The sequence below is a fragment of the Enterobacter sp. WP_7_1 genome, from assembly GCF_003688535.1.
Lineage (GTDB): Bacteria > Pseudomonadota > Gammaproteobacteria > Enterobacterales > Enterobacteriaceae > Enterobacter > Enterobacter asburiae.
On record NZ_REFK01000001.1, the window covers coordinates 1,744,812 to 1,766,843 of the forward strand.

Below are 22,032 nucleotides of genomic sequence, written 5' to 3' on the forward strand. Positions count from 1 at the left end.
ATAAATTCAGGTAACAAGCAGATGCGTAATTATTTGTTTCGACACAGGGAAATGCAAATACCTTCGTCAGGAATAGTGATTTGAGGCAATTCTCAAGCGTTACGGAAACTATTTGATTAACAGCGAGTTTTGCACAACACTGCCAGTAGAGACTTCTTTATCAGGATTTCGTATGGCAATTACCCGACCACGAGCGGAGCGCGGGGCCTTTCCGCCGGGCGCTGAGCAATATGGCCGCTCATTTTTAGGCGCATCGCTGATCTGGTTCCCGGCGCCCGATGCCGATCGCAACAGCGGTTTGGTCATTGCCGGCACGCACGGAGATGAGAACTCGTCCATCGTCACGCTTTCCTGCGCGCTGCGGACGCTGACGCCTTCATTGCGACGTCACCACGTGATTCTTGCCGTCAATCCGGACGGCTGTCAGCTTGGTTTACGCGCGAATGCGAGGGGAATCGACCTGAACCGTAATTTCCCAGCGGCAAACTGGCGCGCCGGCGAAACGGTTTATCGCTGGAACAGCTCCGCCGAGGAGCGGGACGTGGTGCTACTGACGGGAGACAAGCCCGGCTCCGAGCCGGAAACGCAGGCGCTGTGCCAGCTTATCCATAAGATCCACCCCGCATGGGTTGTCTCTTTCCACGATCCGCTGGCCTGCATTGAAGATCCGCGCCACTCCGAACTGGGCGCGTGGCTGGCGCAGGCTTTCGCCCTGCCGCTCGTCACCAGCGTGGGCTATGAAACCCCCGGATCGTTCGGTAGCTGGTGCGCCGATTTGAGCCTGCCCTGCATCACCGCTGAATTCCCGCCGATTTCCTCCGACGAAGCCAGCGAGATTTACCTAAAAGCGATGATGGAGCTTCTGCGCTGGCAGCCTCAAAGATGAAGCACGCCGCTGGTAAAATTAAGCGCCGGTGAAACGTCAACCGCCAGCCACGTCGGGCCATCCAGATCGGCGAAACGGACCTGATTGACCAGCGGCAGCGCCGCGCCGATCGCCCGTGATGTGCAGAGCATGCATCCCAGCATCAGGGAAAAGCCCTGCGCCTGCGCTTCCGCCGCCAGGGCCAGCGCTTCTGTCAGCCCGCCTGTCTTGTCGAGCTTGATATTGACCATCTCATAGCTGCCCTTAAGCGCGCTCAAATTCTCGCGGGTATGACAGCTTTCATCCGCACAGACGGGCAGCGGATGGATAAAATTCTTCAGCGCCGCATCATCCTTCGCTGGCAGAGGCTGTTCCAGCATCGCCACGCCCAGGTCAGCCAGCAGCTGACATCGTGCGGCAAGCCCCTCGGGATGCCATGACTCGTTGGCGTCAACAATCAGCGTGGCCGAGGGAACCGCCGAGCGAATGGCGACCATCCGCTCGCTGATCAGGCGATCGTCGAGCTTCACTTTTAACAGCGTGGCCCCGGCGTCAAAGAGCGCTTTTGCGCTGGCGGCCATCTGCTCCGGCTCACCAATCACGACCGTTTGCGCCGTCACGACGGATTCCGGCAGCGCCACACCCAGCAAGGACGTCAGCGATTGCTGCTGCTTAGCGGCCTCAAGGCTCCAGAGCGCGCAGTCGACGGCGTTGCGCGCTGCCCCGGCGGGTAAACGCTGCTGTAACGCCTCGCGCGTGAGCCCTTTTTGCAGGTCAGGCACCAGGGTCATGATATGCGCCATCACCGACGCAGAACTTTCTCCGTAGCGCGGGTAAGGCGTACATTCCCCGACGCCTTTAACTCCCTCTTCTTCGATTTCAACCACGACCACGCTGGCTTCACTTCGGCTGCCGCGGGAGATCACAAACGGGGTATGCAATGGCCAGGCTTCTTCATAGACCTTAACGCTTCTCATCACTGACTCCTTGCGGCCCGGAAAGGCGAAAAATTTGGTTTGCCGTGTTATCCGCTGATGGCATACACTAGCCCCGACGTTAACTATATGTAAACAGGAAGATATCTATGTCACAACTCGTTCATTTCCAGGGCAACCCGGTTGCTGTTGCAGGTTCCATTCCGCAGGCTGGCAGCAAAGCGCAGGCTTTTACTCTGGTGGCTAAAGATCTGTCTGACGTCACACTGGCTCAGTTTGCGGGTAAACGCAAAGTACTGAACATTTTCCCAAGCATTGATACCGGCGTTTGTGCCGCGTCCGTGCGTAAATTCAACCAGCTGGCGACTGAAATGGACAACACCGTTGTGCTGTGCATTTCCGCTGACCTGCCGTTTGCCCAGTCCCGTTTCTGCGGTGCCGAAGGCCTGAGCAACGTTATTACCCTCTCCACCCTGCGCAGCGCAGATTTCCTCGAGAAATACGGCGTCAGCATCGCGGAAGGCCCGCTGAAAGGTCTGGCAGCACGTGCCGTGCTGGTTCTGGATGAAAACGACACCGTCGTCTTCAGCGAACTGGTTAACGAAATCACCACCGAGCCGGACTACACTGCCGCGCTGGACGTGCTGAAAGCATAATAAGTACTTAGCATTCTATACAACTTATTCTCAACCTCGCCGCGGCGGGGTTTTTTATTGCGCCAAAGCTGAATCGTTAAAGCACAAATGCGCACAAGTCACATTAATCATGCAATAACTTAGACAATATGTAACATGAGCGTGATCAATAACGCATAATAATCGTTAAAAATCCCTATTTTCATCCCCAGTGAAGCGCATCACATTTCCCTTTTTGTCTAAACATTAGATTTGCTTACGAAAGAAAATAATCGTTTCAGCAAAAAGGATAATATATGAAGATTAAATTCGCTTTTACGCTTCTTGCGGTACTGATTTCTGGCCATGCAGCGGCCAAGACCTGGGTGCTGACAAGCGCTGAAAGCAGCATAGAGAAAGGAAACTGGAAGATTTCCAGCGATGAGCTGAAAGTTAAAGACCAAACGTTCAGCATTGAGCAAAAAATCTTGCACGGTGGTAAACAGGAAGGCAGCAAAGTCATCATTATTAGCAGCAAAGATGGCCTGACGATTACCCTGAGCCCGACCCGCGGGATGAACCTTCTGCATGTAGAAGGCTTTGGCACCCGACTGGGGTGGAATTCGCCCGTTAAAGAGGTCGTTAATCCGGCATATATCAATCTTGAAAGCCGCAACGGTCTCGGCTGGCTGGATGGTTTCAACGAGATGATGGTGCGCTGTGGCTATGAGTGGACCGGGCACCCGGTCACCGCGGACGGGCAAATTTACACCCTGCACGGCAGGGCCGGTAATACACCCGTTTCGCAGGTCGAGGTTGAAATCGCGGATGCCGCCCCGCATGAGATCCGCGTTCGCGGTTTGATCAAAGAGAGCACGTTTAAAAAATCGGATCTGCAAACCATGACCGAACTGCGCTACGTTCCCGGAACCAACCAGTTCAGCCTGCATGATGTTCTGACCAACCATGCGGATTACCCTCATGATTACCAAATCATCTATCACAGCAACTTCGGCACGCCGATCCTTGAAGAAGGCGCGCGTTTCCTTGCGCCGGCGGCAAGCGTGAGCCCATTCAATGACTACGCCAAAGCGGGGGTTAACGACTGGCAAACCTATGCCGGGCCGACAAAAGGCTTTGATGAGATGGTCTTTAACATTAAACCGCTCGCGGACAATAACCACGAAACGCTTGCGGCGGTGGTCAATAAAGCCGGAGATAAAGGCGCGTCAATCCAGTTTGATACTCGCCAGCTGCCCGTGCTGACCTTATGGAAGAATACCGACACGCTGAAGCAGGGCTACGTCACGGGCATTGAGCCAGGCACCAGCTACGCCTACCCCGTTACGATTGAACGCGAGCAGAAGCGGGTTAAGCAGCTGCAGCCCGGCGCCAGCGCGCAGTTTGACCTGACCTATACCCTGCTGCATAGTCCGCAGCAGGTGAAAGAGGTCGAAAACAGGATTGCGTCGATTCAGGGAGAGACAAAAACAGAAATCGTTAACACGCCGATGGCGAAGGAATAAACGTAAAGTAAAAAGCCTCTTTGCAGAGGCTTTTTTGTTATTCGTCGCCTTTCTTATGATTCAAACCGTACTCGCGCAGCTTGTTCGCAATCGCGGTATGCGAGACGCCAAGACGTTTTGCCAGCTTGCGGGTGCTGGGATAGCTGCGGTACAGCTGCGTCAGCACCGAGCGCTCAAAACGGCTGGTGATATCGTCCAGCGAACCTTCCATCGCCTCTTCGCCGACAGACACTGTCCCCGCGTCGTAATCGGGCAACAGAATATCCTGCGGACGCAGCTCATAGCCTTCCAGCTGGGTCAGCGCACGATAAACGGCGTTTTTGAGCTGGCGAATGTTGCCCGGCCAGCCGTAGCGCATGAGCACCGTGCCAAGATCGGCAGACAGCTTCGGACGCGGCACCCCCTGCTCGTCGGCAAAGCGGGCAACGAACAGCTCCGTTAGCGGCATGATGTCCTGCGGACAATCGCGCAGCGGGGGAATATTCAGCGTCAGGACGTTAAGGCGGTAATAGAGATCTTCGCGGAAGATCCCCTTTTGCACCAGTTCAACCAGGTTTTTCTGGGTGGCGCAAATGACGCGCACATCCACATGCACCTCGTGATCCTCACCGACGCGGCGGAAGGTTCCGTCGTTCAGGAAACGCAGCAGCTTAGCCTGCATACGCGGCGACATTTCGCCGATTTCGTCCAGCAGCACGGAGCCGCCGTTAGCCTGCTCGAAGAACCCTTTCTTGCCTTCCGGCGCGTGGCCAAACAGCTCGCTTTCAACGGCATCTTCCGGAATAGAGGCGCAGTTGAGTGCCAGATAAGGCTTGGCCGCACGCGGGCTCGCCAGATGCACCGCGTGAGCCAGCAGGTCTTTCCCGGTGCCGGTATCCCCGGTAATCAGCAGCGGTGCGGTCAGGCTTGCGAGCTTGCGCGCCTGATCAACCACATGGCGCATTTTAGGGCTGACGGCAATAATCTGGCTGAATGCGCCGACATCCTGACTCGAGAGATTTTGCAGCTGGCGACCCATGCGTAACGTCGAGCGCAGCATGATCACTGCCCCGGTCAATACGCGGGTATTCCCTTCCCCTTTCAGATAGACCGGCGTGATCTCCATCAGGAAATTCTGCCCGTTAATCACCACATGCTCGCTAAGCGTATTCTGCGGATTGCTGTCCAGCCAGCGCTGGAAGTTAAAGCCGGGGATCAGCTGCGCGGCGTTATGATTGCTGAGCTTCTCCTGGCTCTGCGCGAAAAGCTGGCAGCTCGCGTGGTTAACGCGCTCAACTTTGCTTTTCAAATCCAGGGAGAGGAACGGCTCTGGCATGGCTTCCAGCAGCGCGCTCAGCGCCAGGTGCTCACGCTCAGAGGGCATCCAGGGAATGGTGCGCACATCCGTAACGCCAGCGATACGGCGGATTTCCGCCATCAGGCTGCTGAAGGTATTAAATTCAATTTCGGCAAAATTGAGGTAAATTCGCCCGACAGGATCGATCTCAATGCCACGTAAATCAATGCTACGTAAAACAAGAAGATCGAGTAATTCGCGGGTCAGACCGAGACGGTCTTCACAGAAGACTTCAAGACGCATGGGAAATTCACCGTTTTAAGCCAATAACAGTAAAATGATATGTCAGAACACGGCGATCCGGAAGATGGCTGTCAACAAATATTGACAGCCAGCACGATAAGTGAACAAAACCTCACGGAGCAGGTTTTTTATTGAGCGTCTCTTTGAGCTGGCCGATCAGCTCACGTCTGAAATCCCCCAGCCGGGGCTTATCGCCATCAATCCACGGCAGCGGACGACAGACCTCCATCGCTTTAATCCCCAAACGCGCCGTCAATAATCCCGCGCCGATACCCTGGGCGGCACGAGCAGAAAGACGCGCCGCCAGATCCTGCGACATCCAGTCCATGCCAACTTCGCGCACCAGTTCACTCGCCCCGGCAAACGCGATATTGAGCAGGACAAGTTTGAACAATCTGAGCCGACTGTAATAACCCAGCTCTATACCGTAAAGGTTCGCGATACGGTTGATCAGGCGCAGGTTGCGCCAGGCGATAAAGGCCATATCGACCAGCACCAGCGGGCTGACGGCAATCATCAGGGTGGATTCCGCCGCAGAGCGGCTGATCTCGCGCCGCGCCTGGGCATCCAGCACCGGCTGAACCATATGGGAATAGAGCGTCACCACTTCCCGGTCATTCTGGGTTTCATGGATGGCGGCATACCAGCGCTGAAGCGCCGGATGCGACTGATCGATGCCGGCCTGGCTGGCCAGCTTTTCACAGAACGCGCGGCCTTTGCCGGTGCCGTGACTGTGGAGAAGATCCCGCGCTTCATCACGCTCGTGCGCGCGCTGGCGCAAACGCCAGAGCCGACGCCACTCGGTGGTAACCGACCCGATGCCCGCCCCCACAATCAGCGCGCCCGCGGCACATCCGCCCAGCGCGACCCAGTCCTGAGTATGCCAGGCATTCATCGTCCACTGCACGCCCTGCCCAACCACGCTTACGCCAAACAGCGCCAGCCCGGTGGTGACCATCCTGCGCCACAGGCTGCGCTTTGGACGCAGGGCAGCTTCCACAACCGCCTCTGCCGGACCTTCCTCGACGCCCGGCTCCTCAGTCAGGGCCGGGGCAAAGTTATCAGCCTGCGTGCCGCTGAACGTCTGCGCGGTTTTAAACGCCTCCTGAGGATCCTGCTCAAGCGTTCCGGTAAAGTCTATGCGCGGTTTTAACGGTTCCGTCATCGCAATTTATCTCCTATCAAAAACTCCAGCGCTGCATCCAGACGGATGTGTGGCAATGGCCGATCGACGCTCATTGCCTGCGGGCGGAAGGCTTCAAACTGGAAGCCCTGGTTCTGCCAGAAGGCCTGACCCGGCAGCCGCGCAGGCACTTCGCCCGGATACACGGTAAGCGGTTCACCGTCGCTGAGCCGGTTCCCGCGTAACGCCGGTATTTTCTCGCCGTTAAGATCGATAAGCCCGCTTTGCGTCGCCTGCACGGACGCAAGTCCAAGGCAATCCATGCTGATCCCTTCGAAGGCGGCGTTTTGCCAGGCGTCCTGCACCAGCTGCTGCAGCAGCGAAACCATATTGGCATGCTGGTCGACCGTGACGTGATCGGCCTTTGTGGCCGCAAAGAGCAGTTTGTCGATCACCGGAGAGAACAGACGGCGAAACAGCGTCCGCTGCCCGTAGTGAAAACTTTGCATCAGCTGCGTCAGCGCCAGACGCATATCGTTGAAGGCCTGTGGCCCGCTGTTGAGCGGCTGCAGACAATCCACCAGCACAATCTGACGGTCAAATCGCAAAAAGTGGTTTTTATAGAATCCCTTGACCACTTTTTCACAGTAGTAATTGTAACGCTCGCGCAGCATCCCGGCGTTAGTGTGCCTGTCGGCCTGCGCCAGCTTCGACTCGCCCACCCCATCCACATCCGGCCAGGGGAAGAACTGAAGCGCAGGTGCGCCCGCTAAATCACCCGGCAGGACAAAGCGACCCGGCTGAATGAAGTGCAACCCCTCCTGCTTGCACTGATGCAGATACGCCGTCCAGGCTTCGGCAATGGCTGCCAGACGGTTCTCATCTGCCGGCGCAAGCGGGTCCAGGCCTTCGCACAGCTGTCGCCATTTGGCCGACCACCCGGCGCGCTGCCCCTGCAATAAGCCCGTCATCTGACGGGACCAGCTGAGGTAATCCTGCGCCAGCATCGGCAGGTCGAGCAGCCATTCACCGGGATAATCGACGATTTCAAGGTATAGCGTGGAGGTATCCTTGAAGTGGCGCATCAGGGATTCATTCGAGCGAAAACGCAGCGCGAGGCGAATTTCACTCACCCCTCGCGTCGGCGTCGGCCACGTGGGCGGATCGCCGTAGAGCTGCGCCAGCCCTTCGTCATAGGTAAAGCGTGGAATACCAAAATCACGCTGAGGGACACGCTTCACGCCCAGCAGACGTTCTTCCCGCACCGCGCTAAGCAGCGGCAGACGCGCGCCGGCGTGCAGGTTCAGGAGCTGGTTTACCATCGCGGTGATAAACGCCGTCTTACCGCTGCGGCTCAGCCCCGTCACGGCCAGACGCAGATGACGGTCAACGCCACGGTTCACCAGTGAATTGATTTCGTTTTTAAGTCGCTTCATCGCCGTCCTTCGTTGCCTGGAAGCCTTGAACGCATTGCTTCAGAATACAATAAATGGGGGCAGATCGTTGATTATCAATTCTTATTTATTGCTATTGCCGTTTTCTCTCCAGTAAGATGAACGACATTGCTGTCAGTCCGGAGTGAGTAAGGTGTATGTCACCCACCATCTATGATATCGCACGGGTTGCGGGCGTATCGAAATCAACCGTTTCCCGCGTTCTGAATAAACAAACGAATATTTCTCCCGAAGCGCGTGAAAAAGTGCTGAAGGCGATTGACGAATTAAATTATCAGCCCAACAAACTGGCCCGCGCCCTGACCTCTTCAGGCTTCGATGCCATTATGGTTATTTCGACCCGTTCAACCAAAACCACCGCCGGTAATCCTTTTTTCTCCGATGTCCTTCATGCCATTACGGCAAAAGCGGAAGAAGAAGGTTTTGATGTTATTTTACAAACGTCAAAAAGCAGCGAAGACGATCTGCTGAAATGTGTGAGTAAAATAAAACAGAAGATGATCAAAGGGATAATAATGCTGAGTTCACCGGCAAATGAATCCTTTTTCACCACGCTGGATGCGTATGGCGTACCGGTAGTGGTTATCGGCAAAGTCGAAGGTGAGTTTCAGAATATTTATTCCGTCGACACGGATAATTTCCATGACAGCGCCACGCTGACTGAAACCTTTATTAAAAACGGACGCCGTAAAATTGCCTGTCTGCATGCCCCGCTTGATTATCATGTTTCGATCGATCGTCTTGCGGGCTATAAGGCCAGTCTGGAAAAGCACCATATTGCCCTTAACCCGGACTGGATCAGGGATGGTGGTTATACCCATGAGAGTGCGCTCACGGCGGCGCTGGAATTATTGTCTTCACCCACGCCGCCTGATGCGGTATTCGCTACCGACAGCATGAAGTTACTTAGCCTCTATCGCGCGGCGGATGAGTTGAACCTGATGATCCCTGAGCAGGTGGTGATAGCCGGATACAGTGACCCGATGCTGTCTCTCATTTTAACGCCCGCACCTGGCGGCTTCGATATCCCGACCCGAAAGCTGGGGGAAGAGAGCTGCGATCTTCTTTTCAGGCGTATTGCGGGTCAGCCCGCACCGCAAAAAGTTCTCGTTGATACCCACTTTTTACTGGCGGCCTCGCTGCGCTAAAACCAGGGGCTTAACGCCCCTGGCGTGCCCTCGGTCAGAACGCGTAATTTACCCCAACGCCCGCATAGTGGAAGCGGTCGTTTTTACCCTCGTCATGGTTTTCCCATTCATAGGCGTATTCAAGCGTCATGGATAAACCGTTATTGAAGTCATAGGCATACTGCATACCCAGGCGGTTGAAATCATGTCCTTCACGCTCAGGATCGTCCTGCCAGTCCCAGTTCGACCAGCGATCGAGCCCCAGTCGGGTGTAAGGCGTTAAGGTCGTCTGACCAATTGAAATAGGCAGATAGGCGCGAATCTCCTGAGTGGAGAACTCACCGTTATTACGTGAACTGTCCATATTGAAACCGCGCTCTAAATAGTAATTCACTTTAGCCGCAAAGGTTTCGTTAATGGTCCAGGTAAAGCCCGTTTCGGTTTCAACGCGGCTGTCAGAATAACCGGTTTTCTCCAGATCGTTGGCAAACTGATACATGGCAAACCAGCCGCCAAAGCGCCAGTCATCGGTTAATTTAATATCCCAATCAGGTTGAACTTTATAGCGCTGCATATTCGCGCTGCCGTCTTTGGCACCGTGTTCATCTTTAAAGTGGTAGCCATAATTACGGAAACCACCGGTCAGACCGAAAGTAAAATCATCGGTTCCGATAAAGCGATAGCGTAATTCAAATTCAGGACGGTCGAAATAGGTTCCACGGGTCATACTGCTGTAATCAACCGGCCCCTCCTGATACATCGCCAGCGAAATAGTCCACGCATCCCAGGTTGCATTAAACCACACGGAAGGTTCATATAATCCATCTTTATCGTCGCCCTGCCCCTCAACGTTTTCGATTTCATACATCGCCCCAATATTAAATTCCCACTGTTTCGCTGTTTCTGATGCTTGTGCACAGCTCACCCCTGCGCACAGCACGAGCGCAGCACTTCTTAGTAGAGTACCCATTAAATTTTCCCTTTATAAGTAACAAACAAAAAAACCGGAAATTTGCATTTCCGGCGAACACCTTTCTTATCTAATAGCCGCTTCGGTTTCAGCGTCGAAGAAATGGCACTTATTCATATCGAACTGGATGTCGATATTATCCCCAGCGGCATAATCATTAGCAGCGCCAGCGCGCACAACCAGCTCATGGCCGCCAACGGTGGCGTAGAGCATGAACTCCGCGCCGGTCAGTTCGGCTACGCTGACTTTCGCCGCGATATTCTCACCTCGGCTCTGCAGCGTGAGAATATCTTCCGGGCGGATCCCAAAGACCACTGCTTTGCGCTGATACCCTGCGGCGTTCAGTGAAGCGAGCTTGTCCTCCGGGATCGCCAGACGCAGCGTTTCCGTGACGAAATAGCGATCGTCGATAGCGCCGCGAATAAAGTTCATGGCTGGCGATCCAATAAATCCTGCGACAAACATGTTTGCCGGTTCGTTGTACACCTGCTTCGGTGCACCGACCTGCTGAATAATGCCGTCTTTTAAGATCACGATGCGGGTCGCCATGGTCATGGCTTCCGTCTGATCGTGGGTCACGTAAATCATCGTGGTGTTGAGCTTCTGGTGCAGCTTGCTGATTTCAGCCCGCATCTGCACGCGAAGCTTGGCATCGAGGTTGGAGAGCGGTTCATCCATCAGGAACACGCCCGCCTCGCGCACGATCGCCCTGCCCAACGCCACGCGCTGTCGCTGGCCGCCGGACAGCGCGCCGGGTTTACGCTTGAGGTACTCGCGTAATCCGAGGATCTGTGCCGCCCAGTTAACGCGTTCTTCGATAATCGCAGGCGCAATTTTTTGCATCTTCAGGCCAAACGCCATGTTGTCGTAGACCGTCATATGCGGATAAAGCGCATAGTTCTGGAACACCATCGCAATATCGCGAGACTTGGCGGGCACGTCATTCATGCACACCCCGTCAATAATCAGTTCACCCGCGCTGATCTCCTCCAGACCGGCAATCATTCGCAGCGTCGTGGATTTACCGCAGCCCGAAGGCCCAACGAAGACGATGAACTCCTTGTCTTCGATTTCGAGACTGAAATCCTTAACCACGTGAACCTGGTTATCATAGATTTTCTGAATGTGTTTCAGAGACAGTTGAGCCATTGTTAATTCCTTATCAATACGTCCGGGATGCCCAAAACTCGGTCAGGCATTTCCAGGTCAGTTCCCGCGTTGAATGAAGTTGTAATCCCGCATGGTTCAGGCCAGCTCCAATCCCAACCGATAGCATTCCCGCCGCGTTGATCGCCTCAACGCCTGCAGGTGCATCTTCGATACCTATAACCGCATCAGGACGCACATTCAGGCCTGCACAGGCGGCGAGGAAGATCTCCGGGTCTGGTTTTGAGCGGCGAATACGGGAAGCATCGGCGCAAAAATCGAAGGCCTGATGAATGCCCAGCCCGTGCAGGATCCCCGGGGCATTCAGGGAAACGGAGGCGAGCCCAATTTTGACCTTCGCCGCACGGATATCCGCCAGCACGCCGCGAATACCGGGAAGCAGTGAATCCTCCGTTAGCGACGCCAGAGACTGGACATAGAGCGCGTTTTTCTTCGTCGCCAGCGCGAAGCACTGCTCATCGCTAAACGTCCTCTCTTTCCCGCCATGCTTCAGGATGCGCTGCAGGGAATCCATGCGGCTAATCCCCTTCAGCTGTTCGTTAAACGCTTCGTCGAAGGTGATGCCGATTTCATCCGCCACTGCACGCCAGGCCAGAAAATGGAGGTGTGCGGTATCGGTGATCACACCGTCCAGATCGAATACAACAGCCTTAAGCATCATGGCGCCCCTCCGTGGTAGCGGTCCCATTTTCAGATGCAAGAAAATCCTTATAAGCGCAAATTTTCCGCCCCGATAGATGTAGCGTTTTGCCCCACAGCGTCAGCGTGGCAGGCGCTGAAGCTTCAATGGTTAACACCTCATTTTCATAGGTGAAGTGCAGCGTTGCGTTCCGCCAGCGCAGGGGGAAAGCAAGTCTTCGCCAGTGGGCCGGCAACCTGGGCGCAAGGTGCAGTTCCCCTTCTACAATCTGCATACCGGCAAAGCCCTGAATGACGCCGGACCAGATAGCGCCGGTCGCAGCGGCGTGAATTCCGTCATCGCAGCTGTGCGGGTCGTCCCCAAGGTCAATAGCGACGCCATCGCGCCAGAAGGCGTATGCACCTTCGACGTCACCACAGCGGGCAGTCACAATGCCGTGAATGGCCTTGCTTAGCGAAGAATCATGGATCGTGCGGGGCTCGTAGAACGCCAGATTGGCGGCGCACTGCTGCAGGGTAAACCGCTCCGGCAACAGGTAGGTGAGCATCACCACATCGGCCTGCTTAAGGATCTGCATCTCGTTTACTTCCGCGCGGGAATAATCGAGCAGAATGGTCTGCTTACCCGCTTTGGCTTTGTAGCGGCTCAGATCGATGGCAGGTTTTGCCATGAAGGTATCATCCTGCGGGATCACACCGTCTGGATTGGCCTCCGGCAGCCATAAGCGCGTCAGGAACCGTGTGGCATTCTGCGTAAAACCTTCATCCTCGCGCCCAAAAATCGCCATAAACTGGCGAGCGCAGGCGACGTTGTGCCAGGCCAGATAGTTGGTATAAGCGTTGTTGTTCACATGCTCGGTGTATTCGTCCGGTCCGATGACGTCATGGATTTCGAGACGACCATTGATTTCCGTTGCGCGTCCCATCCAGAACGCAGCGGTTTCTATCAGCAGCGTCAGACCTTCATTTCGCATAAAGGTCTCATCGTGCGTCGCCTGCCAGTAAGCGACGACGGCCCAGGCAATGTCCGCCACGATGTGGTGTTCCGCCAGCGCGGAGGCCACCTTCTGGCGCGTGCCGGTTCGGATGTTAATAGCCGCGAACTCCGGCGTCTCTTCCAGGCCGCTGGCGGCGCTCTCCCATGGGAACAGCGCGCCGGGCCAGCCGTTGCGACGGGCTTTTTCCCGCGCCCCGGCCAGATTGAGCCAGCGATAGCGCAGCAGGCTACGGGCGGTTTGTGGGCGAGTGAAGAGATGGAAAGGCAGCAGGAAAATTTCGGTATCCCAGAAGACGTGGCCTTTATATCCCTCGCCCGTCAGCCCTTTGGCGGCGATACTGCTTCGCTCATCATGGGCTGGCGTCATGGCCGTCAAATGCCAGACGGCGTAATCCAGCGCCATCTGATCTTGATACTCCGTAGAGTCCACCTCCACCCGAGCGTCGCGCCAGACCTCTTGCCAGGCACACGCCGAACTCTCCAGTAAGGCGTCGTAGCCTCTTGCCGCACAGACTTTGAGATCGGCCAACGCGTTGCGGGCGAAAGATGCCTGCGACAGTGCCTTATCACTGCGATGTGCCACCCAAACGATTTTTTCAAGCGTGACGGTGTCACCCTTCGCAATCGTCAGCGAATGATGAGCGCTGAGACGACGATTTTTGGCGGTGAAACAGCTGTCGCTCTTCGCTGAGAGCTGACAATACGCTGAAACAACAATCTCAGACGTACGGTCCTGCGTTTCATACACGCCCTGCATGTATTCCTGATCGAATACTCTGACCGACATTTCATCCAGATGCTGTCTGCCGCTGTTCGTTTGCGTTGCATCAATGCCGGTTTTCAGCACGGCCTGCGCGACGGCATCGAGCGGTGTGATCGAAAGCTGCATAGCCACTAAGGGCAACTGGTCCAGCGACACAAAACGACGACTTTCCAGACGATAGCGTTTCCCGTCAGGCGAGCGCCAGACGACGCTGCGACGAAGTTCACCATTGGCAAACGCCAGCTCGCGCTGCCACTCGAGAATTTCGCCTGACAGGAGCGTGAAATTGACGCCATCCAGCTCAACATCAATACCGATGATATCCGGCAGATTGACCAGCTCAGTGGTCTCGTTGCGACCCGCCTGATGATAGAGACCCGCAAGATACATGCCTCGGGTTTGCTGGGTGTAATCTTCTTCGTGCGCAGCGCGGATCCCCATGTAGCCATTACCGCAGGCCATGATGGAGGCGTATTTATTCAGGCTGTGTGGACAAAAGCCCGGGTCGGTTAATACAGACACGTTTAGCATAACGTCACGCTTTCCCCTGTTTCTGCTGATTCATACAGCGCGGCGACAAGCTGCTGGATAACCAGCCCCTGCTCTGCATCAGCGATCATGACGGGCTCTCCCTGCACATGCCGCACAAAGGCATCCATACTGCGCATATGACGCCGATCGTCAGCTTCTTCACGCTGCGTGAGGGTGACTAAAGTCCCGGCTTCGTCGTTGTAGATGTGCGCCGGGAACAGCATGGCGCCAGCCTTTTCACCGCAAAATGCGACGTTCATGATGGATTGTTCGCGGATATTGAGCGCAAACGACGTGTCCAGACGCAGAATGCCGCCGTTACAAAATTCAATGGTGCCAAACAGGGCATCTTCAACGGTAAACTGCGTGGGATCCCACGCGCCAAACTGGCCGCTGCTTTTACGGTTTCCCAGCCTCTGGAAGCTATGTGCCGTCACCTTTTTTACCGCCGGGAACCCCAGCACGTACATCGCGGCATCGAGCATATGGATGCCGATATCAATCAGCGGCCCACCGCCCTGTAGCGTTTTGTTGGTAAAGACGCCCCAGCCGGGAACCCCGCAGCGGCGTAGCGCCTGCGCCGTGGTGTAATAAATTTCTCCCAGCGCCCCCTTCACCACAGCCTCACGCAGCAGTTGCGTATCGAGAGCAAAACGATGGTGAAAATCATACGCCAGCACTTTTCCCGCCTTGCGCGCGGCCATGCGCATCCGATCGGCCTCCTGCGGCGTCATAGCAGGTGGTTTTTCACACATCACGTGGCAGCCAGCTTCCAGCGCTGCCATGACGTGCTCGAAATGGAACCGGTTAGGCGAACAGACGCTCACCACCTCCGGCTTAACCGCCTCGAGCATGTCTCGCGCATCCTGCCATACCGAGGGAATACCATGACGTTCCGCAAACGCCCGAGCCTGTTCAGGATGGCTGTCCATGACAGCCACCATCTGAACATCACTGCGCGTGGCGTAATACGAGGCATGCACTTTATCCGCGACCTGCCCGGCGCCAATGATGGCGACGCGCAGAGGCGAAGGTGTAGAAGCACTCATCACGCTCGTCATCCTTAGCATTCACGCAGATAAATGAGTGAGTCCTGGTATGCCTGAGCCGGATCCTCGGCGCGAACACGGCATTCATACACCACGTATCCCTGATAGTTATCGGCACGCAGCTGGTCGAACAGGCTGGCAAAATCGAGGCTGCCGCTGCCCGGCTGGTAGCGGTGGTTATCTGCGATGTGCACATGGCCCAGCAGATCGCGGTTCTGATGCAGCGCGTCCGTCAGCGAGTCTTCTTCGATGTTCATATGATAGAAATCGCCGATGATCTGCACGTGCTTCAGGCCGTTCTCTTCGATATAGCGACGCGCGTCAGCCAGGGTGTTGATCATGTGATCCTGATAGCGGTTCAGCGGCTCCAGGTAGACGGTTGTTCCGGTGCGCGCCGCCACCTCATCCAGCCAGCGCAGGGAGGCGCTTACGGCTTTGCGGTCACCGTCCAGGCTGCGTGGAGAGGTCATTGGCGGCAGACGGAAGGTAAACATCCCCCACGCGGCAGGCACGATAATGCCCTTGCCGCCCACTTCAGCCAGCGCTTCCAGAATGCGTTCAATCTGCTTTAATCCGTTCAGACGACGCTCTTCGATGAAATCACCGATCCAGCCATCGTATCCACCGCAGGCCGTTGTCACCGGCAGACCGGTGGCTTTAATAGCGGCTTTTACGTCGTCGAGGTTTTCAACCAGCAGGCGGCCGTCAATTTCGTAGCCATCAAAACCCATCGCTTTGATGTACTCGAATTTTTCCATGATGTTGGTTGGGAAAAAGGCCTGGTTTTGTGTTGCGATCTTCATGATTTGCTGTCCTTAGCTTAAAAAGTGACGCCCATTTTGATACTGAGTTCCGGGTGCTGATCGACATACGTCATGTAGCTTTCCGGGGTGGTGGCGAAGGTCACGACCGGGTCGATCAGATCGTCACAATTCAGATAGCCGTTCATCAGCAGTTCCCAGCAGGTCTCTTCAATACGCTTGCGGCTCCAGCGCGGGTAGTCCGGGTTGGGTTCACTGCAGGCGCGGGAGAAGACAATCTTCGCGTTATTGAAATGCGCTTCGCGGCCAAGGTTAAAGCCTTCCGCGAACGGTTTTGCGAAAGCTACATAGGAGATGGTGCCGCCGTAGGCAAGCCCGCGCAGCGCGGACTGCAGCGCATCTGCAAAGCCGCTGGTTTCGATGATCACGTCCGCGCCCTGCTTCCCGGTCAATTTTTTGATTTCAAGACCCACATCGGTACCGATTGGATTCAGGCAGTGGTCCGCACCGTGGCGACAGGCGATCTCACAGCGATGTTCGATTGGATCAACGCCGATAACCACTGACGCACCGGCTTTTTTCGCCAGCTGAATCGCAATCTGCCCAATGGCTCCCAGACCGACCACGACCACAAAGTCGCCCACGCGGACGTTGGCATCTCGCACGCCGCTCATGGCGAACTGCGCCGGATCGTAGCAAACGGCGTTTTTCCAGGAGGCACCCTGCGGCATTTTACGCAGCTTGTAGTTGTTCACCGCGTTAACGATGACTGTTTCCTGCAGCGGGCCGTAGCAGCAGACGCTGTCGCCGATCTGATATTCAGTGACGTCATCACCGCATTCGATAATCTCGCCAACAATCATATTGCCCAGCTGGAACTTACCGAATTCGATCCCGCGGGCCGCCCCCTCTTCACGCGGCGTGAACATCTGCCACTCCGCGTTGAACTCTTCGTCAATAAACGGGCTTGCCGCGCGGAAATCCACGACTTCAGTGCCGTGCTTCGGCGCGCCAAAGCGGGTGCGAATTTTCACTTCATGTGCTCCCACAGCACGATCTTCATATTCCATCAGCGCCGCCACGCGTGGCGCTGTCGCTACTAATTTTTTCATGACTGACTCCTTGTTAAAATTGGCCGCCTCAGCCCTTCACGCCGCCGGCGGTCAAACCACTTTTAATAAAACGTTCAGACAGGGCGTACATGATGACCACCGGAAGCGCCGTCACCAGTGATGCCGCCATCATGCGACCCCAGATGTAATCTGGCGTGCTAAAGAGCGTGTTCAGCCCGACCGGCAAGGTGAAATTGCTGGCGCTGGACAGGAAAATGGACGCAAACAGATAGTCGTTCCACGCCACCATGAAGCAGTAGACAAACACCGACACGAGCCCGGAAATCGCCAGCGGCACGGTGATTCGGAAGATGATTTGCAGGCGGTTAAGGCCGTCCATCATCGCGGCTTCTTCGATTTCGTCCGGGATGGTGTCGAAATAGCTGCGCAGCATGAACACCGCTGTCGGTAACGTTTGGGTCACCATGGTGATAATTAGCGCCAGCTCGGTGTCGTAAATCCCAAGGGCAGTGATGATTTTGAACAGCGGCACCACCAGCAATATTCCGGAGAACATGTAGACGGTGTAAAAACTTGCGTTGATCGTCGTGCGGCCTTTAAAACGCAGTTTGGACAAGGCGTAAGCCCCCAGCGTGCCGAGAAATACGGCAATTACCGAGGAGGTCAGCGACACCACCATGCTGTTTTTGAAATAGTCCACAAACGGGAAAATCAGCGGGTTAAAGATGTCGACGTAATGCTGCAGCGTCCACACCTGAGGCAAAATGGTCGGATTCAGCGATATGGCCTCTTTAGCGCTCTTGAATGACGTCATCAGCATCACGAAGAACGGGAAAAGCGTGATGACCAGGAATACCGCCAGACCGAGATAAAAACCAATACGGCTCAGTACGCGTTTATTTGTTGCCATTGAGGTTTACCCTTTTTCTGGTCAGCAGAATCACCGCGAAGATGATCACGAACAGCACGACGGAGATCGCCGCAGCCTTACCCAAATCATTGAAAGCGAATGCCGTTTTGTATAGGTAGACGCCCAAAATATCGACCTTGGTCGTCAACAGATAGACATCCGCAAACATGTAGAACATCCAGATAGTGCGGAGCGTCACCACCGTTGCCAGCACCGGCATAATCGCGGGCAGCGTAACGATTCGAAAACGCTGCCAGGCATTCGCGCCGTCCATTTCCGCCGCTTCATACAGCGACTTATCAATGGTCTGCAAAATCGCGAGGAACGAAATGAACGCGTACGGGAAGTAGCGCCAGATGGCGAACAACACCACCAGTACAAAGCTGCTGCCAGGATTGTCGAACCACAGGGGTGCCTGGTCATACAGATGCAGCAGGTCAACGCCCAGATAGTTCACAATGCCGTAGCCGTTGTTGAACATGTATTTCCATGCAAACACCAGCGAAATGGACGGGGTGACGTAGGACAAAATCACCAGTGAACGTGCCGTTTTCCGCAGACGGAATTCACGGTTAAAGAAGATCGCAACCGCCAACCCCAACCCCGTGCTGCCGATCACCACCAGCGCGGTATACCAGAACGTCATCCACAGGGAGTGCCAGAACGCAGCATCTCCCAGAATGCGGATGTAGTTATCCAGCCCGACGAACACCGCATCAATACGCGGGTTGGGCGGCAGACGTAAGAAACTGATTTCAATATTGGAAATCATTGGCCAGGCCACCAGGCCCCCCAGCAAAATCAGGCTGGGGGCCAACAGCAGCATGGCGAAAGGCATATCTGAACGACCAGAAAACAACGTCTTCATAATTTCCTTCCGCAGAGCGCTCCTATCGTTGTGAAATCAGATCGGTCAGACGCTTTTGGCTGTTACTAAGCGTGTTGCTGAGATCTTTTTTCCCCACCGTGACGTTATGCACCATGGAACTGATGATGCCGGACCCGGTAACATCGCCCATGCGTGTGAAGTTTTTGTCCCCCACCGCGCCAAACACCTGCACATTCGGGAACTGCGCAATCAGTTCGTAAGGCAGTTGTCCAAACGCTTTGATCACATCGTTGTTTTTCCAGGTATCGGTGCCCACCACCAGCTTGTTCACCGGCAGTGCCGCGCCAGGCGACATCATGACCCAGTCGGTTGCGTTTTGAGCCTGCTCCATCCAGGTCACAAACTTTTCAGCCGCCTGAGTTTCATCTTCGGTTTGACCGGTGGTAATCGTCAGCGACGTGACCATGCCGTAAACAGCAGAAGAGGTTTCTGTTGGGACGACGAAGCCCAGATTGGCAGGGTTTCCGTCCTGGAATACCGCCGGCAGGATGTAGGTGGAGTACACCGCCATCGGCGCAGAACCGTTCATGAAGGCATCTTTGATCTCCATGACGTCGTTTGAACCCGGCATGGTGGTCGCGGCCAGATCTTTATAAAACGCCAGGGCTTTTGCCATTTCAGGGGTATCGATGTCGACGTTCCCTTTGGCATCAAAAACGTTCGCGCCGCCGGAAAGCGCAAACTGGGAGAATGCCTGCTCCGTCATCACGCTTTCGGCGGTGGGCAGCGCAATGCCGTAATGTTTTTTGGCCGGGTCGTTGAGCCTCTGGCTGGCTTTCAGCAGCTGTTCCCAGTTATGCGGCTCCTGGATACCCGCCGCAGCAAGCGCATCTTTGTGATACCAGACGCCGGATAGCCAGGCGCTGACTGGCACCCCAGTCCAGGCAGAACCGTCTTCTGTACGAACAACACGCAAAATGCCGTCATAGAAGGTGCTCTCGCCTACCGCTTTAATGGCTTCACCGATAGCTTTGCGATCCAGAAGCTGTTCCTTGTCCATGACTTTCGCGTAGTCATGGCTGACTTCAATCACCTCGGGCAGCGCGCCCGTTCTGGCGAGCGTAATGACCTTGGTGTTGTAGGCATCCTCTTCGACCGGCACCTGTTTCACCGTGATGCCGGGGTTCTCTTTCTCGAACTTTTCGATAAGCTTCGTGATTACAGCCTGGCGCTCCTGCTCAACTGACGAGTGCATAAACTCAATAGTGACAGCAGACTTTTTGTCGTCCTTGCAGCCTGATAACAAGGCGCACGAAACCAGTGCTGAAATCAGCACAATTCTGGGCATTTTCATTTTTAAGGTCCTTTTTAGTTTTCTTTAATCCACAACACCTGCCATGGATATAGGGTCAGCGTTTTATCTGTAATATCTTTCCCGGAAATTAATTCCGTTCCGGATTGAATATCGGATTCCACCGTTTGAATGCCGTCACTGAAATTAAACAGCGCCGTTATTTTTTCGCCACAATTCGCCACGCGAACGATTTTTAATACATGTTCACCTGACGCACTGAAATAAGCCTCACTGTCAGGATGGAATGCTTTTTCGGCCCGACGCAGCGCGATCAACTGACTTAATGAGCAATAGACCTGAGAACGCAGGCTATTTTTATCTTCAAGCACGCTATCAATTTGTCCCGCAGCGTATTTCTCACGATTTATTGCGCGGTTGTATCCCAGGCGTTCAACACCTGCATAGTCATTACGCGAGCCGAGAATGCTCTGAATATAAACCGCGGGTACGCCGGGGAAGCTTAAAAGGACGGCATGCGCCAGAATAAACCGGGCGATCCGTTGGCTGTCAGGACTGTTACGCGTACTTAAAGCATCCAGATAGGTCACATTAATTTCATAAGGACTGCGTGTTCCATCCGGGTTATTTTTCCAGTTAACCAACGCCCCTTCAGCCTGAAGTTTTTCCACAAGCGAGAGGATTTCCGACTCGGGTAAAATTCCGCGTAACGGATTCAGACCAATCCCGTCATGCGAGGCCAGGAAGTTAAACCAGGTGGTTTTCGTGGAAGGCAACGTCAGCGACGCTGCCCACTGGCTCAGCGTCCGGACGTCCTGAGAATGCACCGCATGCAGCACCAGCGGGGGCAAAGAGAACTGATAAACCATCTGCGCTTCATTTTCGCCGTCACCGAAGTAAGCAACGTTATCTTTATGCGGAACGTTCGTCTCGGTGATAATCACCGTTCCAGGGGCGACAGCCTCGGTAATGGCGCGGAAAAGCTGGATGAGCTGATGGGTTTGCTCAAGGTGGATGCAGTTTGTTCCGGGTAGTTTCCACATGAAGCCTACAGCATCCAGACGTATGTATCGCGCCCCTTCAATCAGGTAATGCAGCAGCACGTCGACCATCGCGATCAGCACCTGCGGAGAGGCGAAATTGAGATCGACCTGGTCCTCGCTGAAGGTGGTCCACAGGTGTCGCACGCTGCCGTCATGCAGCGTGAAAGGCGTAAGAAGCGGTAAAGCACGCGGACGCGTCACCGCGGATAAGTCTGTTTCAGGATCGACAGAAATAAAGAAATCGTCATATCCTGGTATTTGCTTCAGGTAATTAGCGAACCATATGCTTTTGGCCGACATATGGTTACAGACGAAATCAAACATTAAACTGGCTGACTGTTTTAATTCAGCAACGTCTCGCCACGTTCCGGTTTCCGGTGCAACTTCATGATAATCAATAACAGAAAACCCGTCGTCTGAAGACCATGGATAAAAAGGCAAGAGATGGACATGAGAAAAAGAATGAGAAAGCCACCTGTTATAAAAACGCGTAAAAACAGGCAGAGCCTTCTCCCCTTTCGCTGAAAACTGATCGGCATAGGTGATCAGGACAACGTCTTTTTCATCCCAACCCGTTTTACGTTTTTCCGTAATAACAGAAGCGGCCTTTCCAATATTTTCCAGCAGCACATTAAGATGGGCTTCAGAAAACGTTTCCCCGTAAACAAGATTAATGAGTTCTTTAATTTTTGTATTCACTTTATTTTCCATGGTAGCGGTCCCACGAAGTGGCAATCTACTCCCATGAAAAATATCTGTCAACGG

The 22,032-nt window shown here is 54.7% G+C and carries 19 protein-coding genes; 4 read left to right on the forward strand and 15 right to left on the reverse strand.

Annotated features, from left to right (window positions below):
* The first annotated feature begins 172 nt into the window (after window positions 1-172).
* Window positions 173-886: a murein tripeptide amidase MpaA gene (gene mpaA / locus BJ885_RS08705; protein WP_047647589.1), complete on the forward strand. Its 714-nt coding sequence runs from the start codon at window positions 173-175 to the stop codon at window positions 884-886.
* Here mpaA and ycjG read toward each other — a convergent pair.
* On the reverse strand, window positions 877-1,842 hold the full coding sequence (gene ycjG / locus BJ885_RS08710) for an L-Ala-D/L-Glu epimerase (protein ID WP_121931722.1): 966 nt from the start codon (window positions 1,840-1,842) through the stop codon (window positions 877-879). The genes mpaA and ycjG overlap by 10 nt on opposite strands.
* A 107-nt stretch (window positions 1,843-1,949) precedes the next feature.
* Here ycjG and tpx point away from each other — a divergent pair, with 107 nt between their 5' ends.
* The gene (tpx, locus tag BJ885_RS08715; protein WP_023335907.1) at window positions 1,950-2,456 is read left to right on the forward strand and encodes a thiol peroxidase; all 507 of its coding nucleotides are present in this window, start codon (window positions 1,950-1,952) and stop codon (window positions 2,454-2,456) included.
* A gap of 275 nt (window positions 2,457-2,731) precedes the next feature.
* The gene (locus BJ885_RS08720; protein WP_121931723.1) at window positions 2,732-3,940 is read left to right on the forward strand and encodes an aldose 1-epimerase family protein; all 1,209 of its coding nucleotides are present in this window, start codon (window positions 2,732-2,734) and stop codon (window positions 3,938-3,940) included.
* Window positions 3,941-3,977: 37 nt separating this feature from the next.
* Here the strand turns inward: BJ885_RS08720 and tyrR are convergent, their stop codons facing one another.
* From tyrR to BJ885_RS08735, 3 genes are all read right to left on the reverse strand, one after another.
* Window positions 3,978-5,519, reverse strand: a complete 1,542-nt coding sequence (gene tyrR / locus BJ885_RS08725) for a transcriptional regulator TyrR (protein WP_023312028.1) — start codon at window positions 5,517-5,519, stop codon at window positions 3,978-3,980.
* Window positions 5,520-5,631: 112 nt separating this feature from the next.
* Window positions 5,632-6,684, reverse strand: a complete 1,053-nt coding sequence (locus BJ885_RS08730; protein WP_121931724.1) for a YcjF family protein — start codon at window positions 6,682-6,684, stop codon at window positions 5,632-5,634.
* Window positions 6,681-8,078 (reverse strand): YcjX family protein, encoded by a 1,398-nt coding sequence (locus BJ885_RS08735; protein WP_121931725.1) that lies wholly within the window; start codon window positions 8,076-8,078, stop codon window positions 6,681-6,683. Before BJ885_RS08735 ends, BJ885_RS08730 begins: the two co-directional genes overlap by 4 nt.
* Before the next feature lie 155 nt (window positions 8,079-8,233).
* Between BJ885_RS08735 and BJ885_RS08740 the strand changes: the two genes are divergently transcribed.
* Complete coding sequence (locus tag BJ885_RS08740; protein ID WP_063439776.1) at window positions 8,234-9,244, forward strand: LacI family DNA-binding transcriptional regulator; 1,011 nt, start codon at window positions 8,234-8,236, stop codon at window positions 9,242-9,244.
* 34 nt (window positions 9,245-9,278) lie between these two features.
* Here the strand turns inward: BJ885_RS08740 and BJ885_RS08745 are convergent, their stop codons facing one another.
* From BJ885_RS08745 to BJ885_RS08795, 11 genes are all read right to left on the reverse strand, one after another.
* Entirely contained in the window at window positions 9,279-10,193 is a 915-nt protein-coding gene (locus tag BJ885_RS08745) for an OmpG family monomeric porin (RefSeq protein ID WP_121931726.1), read from the reverse strand.
* A gap of 66 nt (window positions 10,194-10,259) precedes the next feature.
* Window positions 10,260-11,342, reverse strand: a complete 1,083-nt coding sequence (locus tag BJ885_RS08750) for an ABC transporter ATP-binding protein (RefSeq protein WP_121931727.1) — start codon at window positions 11,340-11,342, stop codon at window positions 10,260-10,262.
* A 13-nt stretch (window positions 11,343-11,355) separates the two neighbouring features.
* The gene (gene pgmB / locus BJ885_RS08755) at window positions 11,356-12,021 is read right to left on the reverse strand and encodes a beta-phosphoglucomutase (RefSeq protein ID WP_121931728.1); all 666 of its coding nucleotides are present in this window, start codon (window positions 12,019-12,021) and stop codon (window positions 11,356-11,358) included.
* Entirely contained in the window at window positions 12,011-14,290 is a 2,280-nt protein-coding gene (locus tag BJ885_RS08760) for a glycoside hydrolase family 65 protein (RefSeq protein ID WP_121931729.1), read from the reverse strand. Before BJ885_RS08760 ends, pgmB begins: the two co-directional genes overlap by 11 nt.
* Window positions 14,284-15,342: a Gfo/Idh/MocA family protein gene (locus BJ885_RS08765; protein ID WP_121931802.1), complete on the reverse strand. Its 1,059-nt coding sequence runs from the start codon at window positions 15,340-15,342 to the stop codon at window positions 14,284-14,286. The genes BJ885_RS08760 and BJ885_RS08765 overlap by 7 nt, the downstream gene beginning before the upstream one ends.
* A gap of 11 nt (window positions 15,343-15,353) precedes the next feature.
* A complete protein-coding gene (locus tag BJ885_RS08770; RefSeq protein WP_121931730.1) occupies window positions 15,354-16,142 on the reverse strand; it encodes a sugar phosphate isomerase/epimerase in 789 nt (262 codons plus the stop codon).
* A gap of 17 nt (window positions 16,143-16,159) precedes the next feature.
* Window positions 16,160-17,212, reverse strand: coding sequence for a zinc-binding alcohol dehydrogenase (locus BJ885_RS08775; protein ID WP_121931731.1), 1,053 nt, complete (start codon window positions 17,210-17,212; stop codon window positions 16,160-16,162).
* Window positions 17,213-17,240: 28 nt separating this feature from the next.
* The gene (locus BJ885_RS08780) at window positions 17,241-18,083 is read right to left on the reverse strand and encodes a carbohydrate ABC transporter permease (RefSeq protein WP_121931732.1); all 843 of its coding nucleotides are present in this window, start codon (window positions 18,081-18,083) and stop codon (window positions 17,241-17,243) included.
* Window positions 18,070-18,951: a carbohydrate ABC transporter permease gene (locus tag BJ885_RS08785; protein ID WP_121931733.1), complete on the reverse strand. Its 882-nt coding sequence runs from the start codon at window positions 18,949-18,951 to the stop codon at window positions 18,070-18,072. The genes BJ885_RS08780 and BJ885_RS08785 overlap by 14 nt, the downstream gene beginning before the upstream one ends.
* A gap of 22 nt (window positions 18,952-18,973) precedes the next feature.
* Window positions 18,974-20,266: an ABC transporter substrate-binding protein gene (locus tag BJ885_RS08790; protein ID WP_121931734.1), complete on the reverse strand. Its 1,293-nt coding sequence runs from the start codon at window positions 20,264-20,266 to the stop codon at window positions 18,974-18,976.
* Between the two features lie 14 nt (window positions 20,267-20,280).
* Complete coding sequence (locus BJ885_RS08795; RefSeq protein ID WP_121931735.1) at window positions 20,281-21,978, reverse strand: sugar phosphorylase; 1,698 nt, start codon at window positions 21,976-21,978, stop codon at window positions 20,281-20,283.
* Between the last annotated feature and the right edge of the window lie 54 nt (window positions 21,979-22,032).